We start from the raw sequence: 12,137 nt of genomic DNA, 5'->3' as shown, positions 1-12,137 counted from the left end.
GCGGGGCCACCAGCGTCAGCTACGCCGGGATCCGCGCGGCAACCAGCCGATGAACCGGTCCTGAAGCGACATCACCGGGGCGGCGCGCAGATCCTCCGTGGCGGCGGCGAGGCAGGAGCCCAGATAGACGCTGAGCATGGCGCGATCACCCCCGTACTCCGCCAGCAGCCGGGTGCGCTTCGTCGCGCACGGCCACTCGTCACCGCAGGAGCCGCAACTCCAGCAGGGGGTCTTCGGAGCGTGTTCGTCAGCCCGCACCCCCGGCCGTTCCGGACCATCGGTCATCGCACGTCCTTCCAGATGTCCACGGGACTGGCGGCTGCGCTGCCGGCCAGCGTTGCTGGTGGTCCCCCCGGAGCCATCAGGGAGAGCGCTGCGCATCCCTCCGGTGTTACATCTTTGCGGTACCTTCAGCGGTCGTGGGAGTCGGAAATTTGACGGTTGACCCGATGCGCCATTCCTACCGACGGGTAGGCCGCACGAATGCGTGACCTGCTGCCATCGACGGTGGCGGTGGCCGTCGCCGGGCCGGGGGATTGGACGGGCGAGTTGCTCCCCGCTGAGCAGGCATGTCTCGGCGAGCGGGCGGTGGATTCCCGTCGGCGGGATTTTGCCGCGGGGCGAACCTGCGCCCGCCGGGCGCTGAGCGAGCTCGGTCTGCCAACGACCGCCGTGCCGACCGCCGCCGACCGCGCGCCGGTCTGGCCGGCCGGGGTGGTCGGCAGCATCACGCACACCGCCGGCTACTGCGCCGCCGCCGCGGCGCACACCACCGACATCAGGTCCGTCGGCATGGATGCCGAGCAGCACCGCGAGGTCAATCCGGGAGTACGCAGACTCGTGCTGCTGCCCGAGGAGGAGGCCGACTGCGCTCGGCTGCCCAGCGGGATCTACTGGCCGGTCGTGTTGTTCAGTGCGAAGGAGACGGTCTACAAGGTGTGGTACCCGGTCGTCCGGAGTTGGCTGGACTTCCACGACGCCCGACTCGATCTTGATCCGGACGCCGGCACGTTCACCGCGCGGATCGCACCGGCCCGGGTGGACGCGGCGGGAGTCGACGACCCGCCGACATCGATCACCGGCCGTTTCGTGGTCGCCGGCGGGCTGGTCCGCACCGCCGCCGTGCTTCCACTGCGTTGACCTCCGCTGGTTACTCACGGCAATGGATGGGATACCGGTCCACATTGGCGCTCAGTGATCAACCGAACACCATCCACGCTGGCCAGTGCCGCAGGTCACCATCGTCGATGGGATGCCGCCCGGCGCGGCGCTCGGGCACGTCGCCACCCACGGTAACGTCGACTGGTTCCCGCACCGCACGTACCGAGGCGTCAAGGAGTACGGTGACCCACCCCCAGCCCCCCGTCGGGCCGCAGGACCTTCAGCAGCCGAACCCGCAGCCGCCGGCCCGTCCGTTCGCGACGACACCGCAGCCGCCGTTCTCGGGTGCTGCGTATCCGGCGGCTGGCGGACAGGTGGACGCCGGCAGCGGATACCGGATACCCGGTGGCCCGGGCTACCCGATCATCGCCCCACCACCGACGCAGACGAACCGCTCCAAGACGTCCGTCGTGGTCGTGGCGGTCACCGCGGCCGTCCTCACGCTGCTCAGTTGCGCCGGCGGCATCGTGGCGGTCGTCATCGGCACCAACCGCGCCACGACCACGGTGAGCGAGTCTCAGGCCAGCGCTTCCCCGTCGACCTCGCCGCCGACGCGCGGCGACAACACCCGCGCCATGTCGCCCGGTGACACCCTCGTCATCGACGGCGACGACGGCACCGTCGAGATCACCGTGACGAGGTTCAGCAGCGCCACCAAGCCCTGCAAGTCCCACGGCCTGAAGCCCGGCGCGGGCGTGTACGTGATTGCCGACGTGACCGTTGCCGTCACCAAGGGCACCGCGTCGACGAACCCGCTCTACTTCCAGTGGGTTGCCGCCGACGGCACCAAGGCCACCGCGATCGGTGGGGCCTTCTCCGGCTGCGGCAAGCCGATGCCGGCCAGCGACGGCCTGACCGCCGGCACGAAGCGCACCGGCAGTGTGGTGTTCGACGTACACGACACGTCGGGCGCACTGGAATACCAGTACCACTTCCAAACCGCCGGTTCCTGGAAGCCGTAACCGTCCGGGCGCGGGGCTGGTTCAGTCGAGCCAGCCCCGCGTCTACCTGGGCCTACCGTGCCCACGCCTCCTCGGCGGTGACGACCGGCCCGCCGGTGCGCACCGATTCCTCGATGGCGAGGCTGATCAGGTGGTCCTGGCAGGCTTCGGCGAGCGGATACGGTGCCGGGCCCTCCTCCCGTGCCCACGCACCGGCGCGGACGACGATGTCCGCCACCGCGATGTCGTCATCGGACAGTCCGCTACCGACGAACGGATTGCGATAGACCACGTCGCCGTCGAAGCTGATGTGCTTCAGGTCCAGCCCCTCCAGGTTGAGGTCGAGACCGGTCTGCCGCCGCGTCAGGGGCGACTCCACCGGTGTGGTCGGGTCGACCAGGCGGACCACCCGGTCGTCGACCAGTTCGCCGCGCGAACCCCGGATCACCAACCGGCGGGTACGCAGCGGGTTCCACCACTGGTTGTCGGTGAAGTCGTACAACCCCATCCGCCCGCCGAAGTCGATGGTCGCGAGGGTGGTGGCGAGTTGCTGCGGGGTGTCGTCGCCGCTCCAGCCGGCCGGCGACAGCGGGTTGGCCAGCGGCGCGACGAAGGCGCGCGCGTTCACCTCGGCGCTCTCGTGCCCGACCCCGAGCAGGCCCCTGATCAGCGAAACCGCGTGGTACAGGTGGGTCGAGGAGAGCTGGACCGAGGTCGGCTCGCCGAGCACCCCGGCGCGGACCAGCGCCAGCCGAGCCGCGTGCCCGGGCATCAACAGGTACTGCTCGGCGACCTGCACCAGACCGCTGCCCCCGACGTCGGCCCAGAGTGAGCGCAGCCCCGCCAGGTCGGGGGCCGGCGGCGTCTCGGCCAGCACCGGCACGCCGGCCGCGACCAGCTCCCGGGTCGCCTCGGGCGTCACCGGCCAGGGCACCGACACGATGACAAAGTCCGGTCGCTCGTGGGCGAGCAACTCCGCCGTCGTGCGGAAGGTCCGCACGCCCCACTCGGCCGCCACGGCAACCCCGCGAGATTCGGTACGTGTCACCACCCCGGTCACCCGGAACCGCTCGGGCAGCAGCCGGGCCAGGCGAAGGAAGAACTCCCCTCGCCAGCCACTGCCGATGAGGCCGAACCGGGTCTGGGTCGCCGATGTCATCTGGGCTCCTCACGTCGGGATCCGGATGCTAGCCGGTTCCGGAGGCAGTGCCTCATCGCTACGGTTGTGGTCGTGACCGCCGATGCGCTCCCCGCGGTGCCCGTCGAGGTGGCTGCTCGACGGCCACCCCTGGACTACTACCTCGTCCTGAAGCGGCGCAACGACTCGACGTCGACCGACACCGCGGAGGGGATCATCGTGGAGGAGTTCACCCGCCACCACGACTTCTCTTCGAGGGGCCTGGACAGCGCCGGCTGGACGCCGGACGCGGACTGGTGGAGTTCCGCGTCGCTGAGCCGCAGCATGCGCACCGACCCGGAGCTGTTGGCGCGGGTGGTTCCCACCACCCGCCCCGAGGCCGCGAGCATCTATCGCAGGCTCGGTGGCGGACGGCTGCCAGACGAAGCGGTGCTGCGGACGTACTTCCTCGATCACCAACCGATCGCGGCCACCCCGCCGCTGCGGCTCGGTCCGGCCCAGCCACCGGCCGGCTTCCACGAGCGGCGCGTGTACCGCGTGCTCTTCGCCAGGGACCTCCGCGCGGAGCAGGTGGCGAGCCTCCGGGCGCTCTGGCGAACGCCGGCCGACGGCACGAACGCGGCCGCCGCAAGCGGTCGCCTCGACAAGCACGCGACCACCTCACCTGGGACCTGCGGCGGGTCGGCCGCACCCTGGCCTGGTGTCTCGACGTGACCGTCCTGATGAGAACGGATTCCGCCGAGGCGGTGGGTTCGACCCTGGCCGACCTGACAGCCGTGCTGCGGCAGCACGGCTTGATACCCGTGACGACCGAACGCTTCGCCTAGCGAGCCAGCGCCGTGGCATCAACCCGTGGGCGCCGCAGCCTGCACGGTCCGGTAGCGGGAGGGCGGCACGGCGTACCGATCGACGAACGCCTGCCGCAGCGATTCCGGTGAGCCAAATCCGCACCGTCGTGCCACGGCCGCCAGTGGCAGGCCGGTCGATGCCAGCAGGTGCGCGGCCGCCTCGGGCAGACCCCGGTGCACGTAGCGCCCCGGGGTCTGCCCGAGATGCTCGACGAACAGTCGGGACAGGTGGCGCTCGCTGACCCCGGTGAGCCGGGCCAGCGCCGCCGTACTCAGGTCGTCGGCGGGGTGGCTCACGATATGGTCGCTGATCCTGCGGACCAGGGCGTCGTCGGTGGCCCGGCGGGCCAGGAACATGCTCATCTGGGCCTGCCCGCCGGGCCTCTGCAGGTAGGCCACCGTGCCCATCGCCACGCCCATCGCCAGCGCCGCCCCATGATCCTCCTCGATGAAGGCGAGGGTCAGGTCCAGTGCACTCGTCACACCACCCGCCGGAGATACCTCTACCATAGGGGGATGATTCGGGCAAAATCAACTTCTGATGGTTGATGACGTCGGCGTGGTTCGGGAAGCGACGGGAGAACATCGCCCGGCGTTTTTCGAACTCTTCTTCGACCTGGTGTTCGTCCTCGCGCTGATCGTGCTCGCGGCGAACCTGTCCGCGACACTGACCTGGCTATCCGCCGCCCAAACGCTGATCCTGTTCCTGGCGTTCTCACTGGTGTGGGCCCTGACCTCATGGGCAGCAGACACCTCCGACCTGAATCGTCCGCGTGGTCAGGTGCAGGTCTTCTGGGTGATGACGGGCAGCCTGGTGATGTCGGTCGCGGTCCCGGAGGCGTTCGACGGACGAGGGCGGCTCTTCGCGATCGGGTATCTCGCGATCCAGCTCGGGTCGGCGACATATCTCCTGATCACCGGTCGCCAACAGATACTACGGATCCGTAACCGTCGGATCCTCTTCTGGGTCGGCATCTCCGGGGTGGCCTGGCTCGCCGGCGCGTTCGTTCCCGGCACTCCGCGCACAGCGCTGTGGGCCCTGGCGATATCGATCGAGTACACGGCGGCCGTGCTCGGCTGGCCCACACCGAAACTCGGCCACTCCGTGGGATGGGAGTGGAAACTCGTCGGTGAGCGCGTCGCCGAACGCTACCGTCAGCTTCTGATCATTGCGCTCGGGGTGTCGATCTTCACAGCCGGGCTGACGCTCAGCCCCGACAACTACACGGCCCACCGGTTCGCCGCCTTTGGGCTGGCGTTCGCCGCGGCGGTGCTGATGTGGCGGATCTACATCTATCGTGCCGGTGAATTGCTGCCCGATGCCATCGTCGCTTCCGCTAATCCATCCAGGTTCAGCCAGTTCGCGGCGGTGAGTCATCTCGTCATGGTCGCCGGCCTCGTCCTGGCCGCGGCCGGCACCGCACTCGTCATCGACGATCCGTTGCGCCCTGCCCATCCGGCCTGGGGCGCGATCATGCTCGGTGGCCCGGCCCTTTTCCTGGTCGGCCGCGGCATGCTCGCCTATACCGTCTTCAGCCGAGTGTCGTGGACCCGCCCCATCGGGATCATCCTGATCGGTCTGCTCGCGCCCACCTTTCCCGTCCTCCCGCAACTCACGATCGCGGCGCTCATCACGTTCATCCTGCTCGGCGTCGCATTGGCGGACAGTCTCAACTTCGGAATACGACCGGGACCGGCCGCGCCCCCACAGCTACCTTCCTGATTCCTCGCCGTCAAAATACCGGGCTTGCCGCCGCCAGGTGACGGCAATCGGATGCCGGAGGTGTCCTTACGAACTCCGTACGTCAGTGGCATGGGCAGGTGGCGAGGGCGTCGTCCGGGGGCGCGCGACCGCCAACTCGACGACCAGCGTCGTGGCGAGCACCACGTCGATCAGGATCAGCACGGCGAACATCGGCAGCACGGGCAGCGCCGGCATGATGGCGAGCAGCACGAGCATCCCGACGAGTCGGGGGCGGAACGACCGGTGCACCACCAGATCGAACAGTGAACTGCCGAGCAGAAAGAGCGCGGGACCGCCAGCTGCGGCGATCGTCCACGCTACGTTCTCCCTGTGCAGCGGGTCACGCGCGGCCAGGTCGGCGGCTGCCGCCAACACCACGATTCCGGCGACCATCACCAGATGGCTGTGCGACATGAGGATCCCTCGACGCGTTTGCTCCAGGAGCGTGATGGACGGACCGGCGACTAGTTCCCGCACTCTGTTGACGTAGATCAGGAAGACCAGGAGTGCTCCGACGAACGCGGCCGCTGTCGCGGCGACACTCTCGAACGCGAATGGGCGCCCGACAACACGCAGGCCGACGCCGAGGATCATCTCCCCGATCGCGATGACGAGGATCTGAAGGTGCCGCTCGTGGAGGTGGGGACCGGCGAAGATCCGGGCGGCCAATGCGGTGCGGCCCAGGCCCGGCGTCGGCCACCCATAGGTTGCCGAGACGTATTCGATGACGAGCGCGGCGGCCCACAGCACCAACTGGGTGTCGCCGTGCGCGATCGCCCCGCCGACCCAGAGCGGGCTGGTGAGACCGTGCCAGAAGATGACCCGGACGCTCCTGGCCTGCACGGTCCGATTGGCTCTGGTGGCGGGGATGAGCACACCATCGCGGGCAACATGGATGGCGAGGTACGCGCCAGCGAAGAACAGGGCGCGCGTTTCGAACGCGGTCGGCATCACGAGCGCCATCAGAAAGACGCCGAGCATGATGAGGATTACCATTACCTGGATCTTTGGCAGGCGCGGGTTGAACAGGTCGGTCACCCAGACCGTCAGCACCCAGGCCCACCACGTGGTGAGCAGCAGTATCAGCGTCTGGAACGCGCCGTGCCAGGTCAGGTTCTGCACCAGATCGTGCGACAACTGGGCGAAAACCAATATGAACGCGAGATCGAAGAAGAGTTCGAGGAACGACGGAGGTGCGGCCTGACCCGGGGGACGGCTGATCCTCGGTGTCGACCGACCGCCCCGCAACCACTTCATGTCCCCTTTTGTACCATCTTTTCGATATGCGCCGCCGGCCGCCGGTGGTCCGATCCGGTCGCACTGAGTCCGCGGCCGCGCCAGCCGGTACGACTAACATTGTGCAGGTCATGCTGCTGCGGGTGCGGGGAGCGTTCGGGCTCGAGCTCAACAACGGCGAACCGGTCGACCTCGGTGGCCCCCGCCAGCGTGCCGTGCTCGCCCTGCTGCTGTCTGCCCGTGCGAGGTCGTCTCCGTCGACCGGATGATCAATGACCTGTGGCGAGGTGGGGCACCACCCCGGGCCATCGCCGCACTGCAGGTGTACGTCTCGAATCTGCGGCGGCCGCTGGAGCCGTCCACCTGGGATCCCTCGTCATCACCACCCCTGACAGCCGATGGTACGTGGCTTCGTGACCAAGATCGGGGACGGCTGAGATGGCCACACCCAACGGTGAGTTGCACGAAGACTGGGGGCGGCCGACGGGACAGACCTTCGGCGAGATGGACTGTGAACCGCGGTGGCGAGCCGGTCGCGCCCTTCCGATCGGCCACCACCCATCAGTGCGGTCCAGGTAAGCCCGTCTGCGGACAACAGCCGGCCATGGACGGGTCTACGGCTGGCGCGACTCAAGTTTGGCCCTGCCTCATCGGTCAGGGTGGCGCTGCTGGACCAGAACTCGAGGATTTCGGAGCAGAAGATCAGGGCCGGGCTCGGTGCCCGAAGTCGATGACGGGCTGCACGTGGGCCGCCACGGACAAGCGGACGGCGGACGGCGGACCGCGACCCGGCGCGGGTGCTCGCACTGGCGCCGTCGCCGCCGGAGGCGAGCGTCCCGGTCAGCCTGTCCGTGGGCCGGCAACCTGCCACAAGGCACTGACCGGCAATGCGCGGAGCCTGTCGCCAAACGGCAGTGTCGAGGTCCCGGTGTAGAGGACGATGCCGACGATGAAGTCGTCGCCGAGGCGGTCGGCGAGTCGGCGTAATCCGCGGAAATCGTCGGATCCAACGGTTGTGGCTGCCTTGACCTCAATCCCGACCACATGCCCGGATCTGTTCTCGAGCACCGCGTCGACCTCGTACCTACTCTGGTCGCGGTAGTGCGAGAGGTCGGCAGACTGCTCCGACCAGGTGAGCTGGCGGGACAGCTCGGACAAGACAAATGATTCGAGCAATGCGCCGAACGATGCGCCAGGCCGGAGCAGTGCGCGGGCGTCGGTCGCGATCTCGTTGGCAGCGATACCCGAGTCGACAAAGATCAGTTTCGGCGCGGCAGTTGAACGGGTGCCAAGATTTCGGGACCAACCGGGGATCCGCTTGATGAGGAAGATCTCTTCCAGTGCCTGGAAGTATCGTGCGATCGTCGGGCGGCTCAGTCCGAGGGCGGATTCGAGGGCGTTGGCGGCGATGATGGTCGCGGATCTGGCGGCGAGTAGGCGCACCAGCTTGCGCAGCTCGCCCTTGTGCTGGATGTCGGACAGTTGTCGCACATCGCGATCGATGAGCGCTTGGACATACGCGTCAAAGAACCGTTGGCGGCGCCGCGGGTCGACGCGGTTCGTGGCCTCGGGCAGGCCGCCTCGCACGATCCTGGCCGCGTAGTCGGCGCGGGTCACGTCCGACTCGTGTCGCAGTTCGGGGCCGAGAGCGAAGACGGCGTCGACGAAGCCGTCCGGCTCGCCGTCGAGTTCGCCTTGTGAAAACGGCCAGAGTTCGACGGTTTCCATCCGACCGGGCAGCGCGTCCGGGGCAGCCACCATGCCGAACAGTCGCGATGAGCCGGTGAGCAGATAGCGGCCGGGACGAACGTCCTCGTCAACGGCCGCCTTGATGGCCAGCAGCAGCTCCGGAGCGCGCTGGATCTCGTCGATCACCAGCAGTTCGGCGGAGTCCACGAAACCCACCGGGTCGGTGATCGCCGCGGCCCGGTCCTGCGCCCGGTCGAGATCGCGGCGCTCGGCGAGCCGGTCGCCCGCGACGATGCGAACCAGGGTGCTCTTGCCTGCTTGGCGTGCTCCGCTGATCAGCACGACGCGGGTGTCAGCGAGTGCTGCGTCGACCTGCGCGGCGGCGTGGCGGGGGATCAAGTGCGGTGTGGGCACGAGTCATGATAACCGGCGGGATTACGATCTGCGGGTAGGTTTGCTTTCGATCTGCGGCTCGGGGATGTTCGGTTCGCGGGCCTGTGGCGTTCAATATGCGGCGGCACACTGATCGGCGAGGAACATCCTCGGACCGCCACATGGCTCGACCGCGCTGACTTGCCGCAGCACTCGACCGCTGCGCAACCTCACACTTGGGGCCACCGCCTCCGTCGAACTCAGCCGTTCGGCTCGAGTTCTGCCGCCCTGTGCCGCGGCCTAGGGCTCTGTCCGGCGGTCAAACGACGGTCAAATGATCAAGGGCGGGTTCCCCGTCATCCGGAAACCCGCCCTTGACCTGCTGTTTCTTGGTGGAGCTGAGGGGATTTGAACCCCTTACACCTTCGACTCCGATAGATCATCCGGTACCGGGCGGACTGGCGGGCTGGCCTGCGTAACCGTCGTCAACACCTCTCGACGTTTGACACGGCTTGTCGGTCCCGGTTGTGCCGGATCTGTGCCCGATGATCTTTGTCGTGCTTGCGGGGCGCAACGATCCGACACATGGGCTGGAGCCGCTTGATTACCCCGATTACCGTCACCGTCATGAATGGATGGCAGTGGGCGGAGGTAGCCTCCGCAACCGTGACGCCGGTCGTCCTTGGGGTGATGCTCTGGAGAGAACGTGACCTGCTTGCTGGGAAGCCTCGCTCCCAAGAAACCGCTACGCCTGCCCAGCCGCCCAGGCCACTGTTCAGGTTTGCGCGGGACACTGGAAGCAATGTCCTGGCGAACCTGATCGCTGCCGCAGTCGTGTATCTCCTCGGGGTTGTCGGTGGACTCCTGCCGCGTTCGCCCTACCTTGTCATCCTGTCGATCATGTTCGTCTTCGGTGGCCTCGGGGTGATCCTGTTTCCGCTTGGAATGCTCCTTCCCGGGCGGCCGGGAGCGCTCACCGCCTCCGGCTCGATCATGCTGATTGGTCTGGTCGGCATCGTTGCACCGTTCATAGACGGCGGTCGGCTTAACAGCCTCGAAGGCGTGGCATATCCGATCATCGGCTGGCTGGCGATCACTTCCGCGATCGTGGGATACCACTTCCGCGTTCGGTACCTCTGAGCACGCCTAAGCCATCCCGTCGGCCTTCGTCCGCACACTGTGGAGCAGGTGGGGCCTGCCCGGTCAAGGTGGAGCACCCCACCGTCTGAACGACCTTGACCGGGCGGGCCCCACCTGCTCGGCTCTGCCCGGACGGAGGTTGTCGGGATGGCGCCACCATCCCAGAGCGCCCGAGCGCCCCGCCGGAGGCACCGCCTGTGTCTCGAGCAACGTGAAGCCCCGGAACTGCCACTGATCATGGCGGCCCGGGGCTTCTTCGTATGTCGTGCCGCCGGCGGGCTATCACCGATCGCGCTGTGGCCGAAGGCCTAAGGCGCGAGCGGCGGGCCATCGGCCCGGCCCAGGTTCGGCGGCGCGAGCGGTCCGCGAAGCGGGCCGCCTTGATCCCGTACAGAAAGTCCTCACACAGGTGCTACTTGGGCTACTTGGGCCATGTCCGACTCCGGTTGATGCATTACACGGTGGCTTCACTTGATGGGTGACACTCCGCCGAGTGCTGGTGGAGATGAGCGTGACTGAGCAGCGTTACCGCGCAGTGCTGGAAGTCCAAGCACCTTCCGCATCTACGACGGCGACCAACTCCTCACCGAAGTCGCACGCACCACCACCAAGCCCATCGCCCGGTTCAAAGCCCGTAAACCTCAGCACAGCCAGACCAAGAACGGACAGGCACAATGAGCGGATGCCGGCCGACGACGCCCAGCTCTGGCAGCTGCTGCACTCCCTCGACGACCCCGACCACCGCGAATTCCCCGCGAACTACAACCACCAGCGGGCCAGGGCACGATTCAACCAACTGGCCGAACGAGTCAACCGCGACTTCAGCTGCCAATGCTGGGGCGACCGAGAGGTGCAAGACGCCAGCTTCCACGGCCGCATCGACATCCCCGCCGCAGCCACAACCACCGGCGAGCGCCTCGTCATCGTCGTCAGCAACTTCGGCGACCTGGCCCCGTACTGTCCCTCGAAAACCCCGGCGTCTGGGACGACGAGGAAGCCGCCCAAGTGCTACACCCCAACGACACCACCCGAATCCGCAGTGCCCTCGACGACCTCGGCTACACCCTCATCCCCGAAGGCCCCCTATGGAAGCGCTACGACGGCCCCGGCCGCACCCTAGCCCCCGACGCCCCCTGGTGGGACCGCTACTTCTCCTACCTATGAACCGAGCCGAGAAGACCCTCATCATGATCGTCTAGCCGGACGTGTCACCCAACATTTGACACCAATCCGTCACGCATCAAGTGGAGCCCGACAGTGCTACTTGGGCCATGTGTCATGTCCCGGCTGATGCCTTACACCTGCGTCCCACCTGATGCTTTACGCGTGCTGCTAGCTTTGCCGTTCGCTGGCCACTCGCACATGGGACCACGCATGCCGAACGTTGCCCTCATCGCCGGGCCGCTAGTCGACCTGTCCTCCGCTGGTGGCCCAAGAAAGATCGCCGCCGCAACATCATCAGCGGCGCGCTCCGCGACGCGAGCGCCAAACGAAAACAGGGCCCGAAGGCCCTGGATTCTCGCTGATCTGTGCCGGATCTGTGCCCGCTGATCCTGTTAGCGGGGTTTCCCCAGGTCGTACATGTTGCTGGTGGAGCTGAGGGGATTTGAACCCCTGACCCCCTCGATGCGAACGAGGTGCGCTACCAGTCTGCGCCACAGCCCCCCGCCGGCGAACCGGCTTCGGTCCCACCCGGCTTACACCGGGCGGGCCGGCAGCAAGGCTAACAGGTCGCCGGCCCCCACCGCGAATCCGCCCCCGGTGCGGCGCTCCGGCCCAACCGGAGATCGACTCGGGTTCCCGGAAACCGGGGCGTCCCGGACGCCACGACACCCCAACTTGCAGGAACCCGAGTCGATCAAGCCGGA

Annotated in this window: 11 protein-coding genes and 1 tRNA gene; 6 read left to right on the top strand and 6 right to left on the bottom strand. The window is 67.6% G+C overall.

Going from position 1 to position 12,137, the window contains the following annotated elements; translation table 11 throughout:
• Positions 1–15: 15 nt before the first annotated feature.
• Positions 16–285 (bottom strand): hypothetical protein, encoded by a 270-nt coding sequence (locus tag ACIBF8_RS00985; RefSeq protein WP_396780275.1) that lies wholly within the window; start codon positions 283–285, stop codon positions 16–18.
• 198 nt (positions 286–483) lie between these two features.
• Between ACIBF8_RS00985 and ACIBF8_RS00980 the strand changes: the two genes are divergently transcribed.
• Together ACIBF8_RS00980 and ACIBF8_RS00975 are read left to right on the top strand one after the other, a co-directional pair.
• Entirely contained in the window at positions 484–1,140 is a 657-nt protein-coding gene (locus ACIBF8_RS00980) for a 4'-phosphopantetheinyl transferase (RefSeq protein WP_396780274.1), read from the top strand.
• A 203-nt stretch (positions 1,141–1,343) separates the two neighbouring features.
• The gene (locus ACIBF8_RS00975; RefSeq protein ID WP_396780273.1) at positions 1,344–2,123 is read left to right on the top strand and encodes a DUF4352 domain-containing protein; all 780 of its coding nucleotides are present in this window, start codon (positions 1,344–1,346) and stop codon (positions 2,121–2,123) included.
• Between the two features lie 52 nt (positions 2,124–2,175).
• Here ACIBF8_RS00975 and ACIBF8_RS00970 read toward each other — a convergent pair whose 3' ends face one another.
• Entirely contained in the window at positions 2,176–3,261 is a 1,086-nt protein-coding gene (locus ACIBF8_RS00970) for a Gfo/Idh/MocA family protein (protein ID WP_396780272.1), read from the bottom strand.
• A gap of 72 nt (positions 3,262–3,333) precedes the next feature.
• Here ACIBF8_RS00970 and ACIBF8_RS00965 point away from each other — a divergent pair, with 72 nt between their 5' ends.
• Complete coding sequence (locus tag ACIBF8_RS00965) at positions 3,334–3,954, top strand: hypothetical protein (protein ID WP_396780271.1); 621 nt, start codon at positions 3,334–3,336, stop codon at positions 3,952–3,954.
• Between the two features lie 131 nt (positions 3,955–4,085).
• Here ACIBF8_RS00965 and ACIBF8_RS00960 read toward each other — a convergent pair whose 3' ends face one another.
• On the bottom strand, positions 4,086–4,598 hold the full coding sequence (locus ACIBF8_RS00960; RefSeq protein ID WP_396780270.1) for a GlxA family transcriptional regulator: 513 nt from the start codon (positions 4,596–4,598) through the stop codon (positions 4,086–4,088).
• A gap of 31 nt (positions 4,599–4,629) precedes the next feature.
• Here ACIBF8_RS00960 and ACIBF8_RS00955 point away from each other — a divergent pair, with 31 nt between their 5' ends.
• The gene (locus ACIBF8_RS00955; protein ID WP_396780269.1) at positions 4,630–5,811 is read left to right on the top strand and encodes a low temperature requirement protein A; all 1,182 of its coding nucleotides are present in this window, start codon (positions 4,630–4,632) and stop codon (positions 5,809–5,811) included.
• Between the two features lie 66 nt (positions 5,812–5,877).
• On the opposite strand, the gene ACIBF8_RS00950 is transcribed toward ACIBF8_RS00955, so the two are convergent.
• Together ACIBF8_RS00950 and ACIBF8_RS00945 are read right to left on the bottom strand one after the other, a co-directional pair.
• Entirely contained in the window at positions 5,878–7,089 is a 1,212-nt protein-coding gene (locus ACIBF8_RS00950) for a low temperature requirement protein A (protein ID WP_396780268.1), read from the bottom strand.
• 819 nt (positions 7,090–7,908) lie between these two features.
• A complete protein-coding gene (locus ACIBF8_RS00945) occupies positions 7,909–9,171 on the bottom strand; it encodes an ATP-binding protein (RefSeq protein WP_396780267.1) in 1,263 nt (420 codons plus the stop codon).
• A 543-nt stretch (positions 9,172–9,714) separates the two neighbouring features.
• Here ACIBF8_RS00945 and ACIBF8_RS00940 point away from each other — a divergent pair.
• Together ACIBF8_RS00940 and ACIBF8_RS00935 are read left to right on the top strand one after the other, a co-directional pair.
• On the top strand, positions 9,715–10,269 hold the full coding sequence (locus ACIBF8_RS00940; protein ID WP_396780265.1) for a hypothetical protein: 555 nt from the start codon (positions 9,715–9,717) through the stop codon (positions 10,267–10,269).
• A 682-nt stretch (positions 10,270–10,951) separates the two neighbouring features.
• Entirely contained in the window at positions 10,952–11,389 is a 438-nt protein-coding gene (locus ACIBF8_RS00935) for a hypothetical protein (RefSeq protein ID WP_396780264.1), read from the top strand.
• 468 nt (positions 11,390–11,857) lie between these two features.
• Here the strand turns inward: ACIBF8_RS00935 and ACIBF8_RS00930 are convergent.
• A tRNA-Ala gene (locus tag ACIBF8_RS00930) sits at positions 11,858–11,934 on the bottom strand.
• Positions 11,935–12,137 lie beyond the last annotated feature (203 nt).

This window comes from Micromonospora sp. NPDC050276, from assembly GCF_044459545.1.
In the GTDB taxonomy this organism is placed as follows: Bacteria; Actinomycetota; Actinomycetes; order Mycobacteriales; family Micromonosporaceae; genus Micromonospora.
The sequence above is the reverse complement of the archived record's forward strand: the minus strand, read 5'-3'. Positions and strand labels throughout refer to the sequence as shown.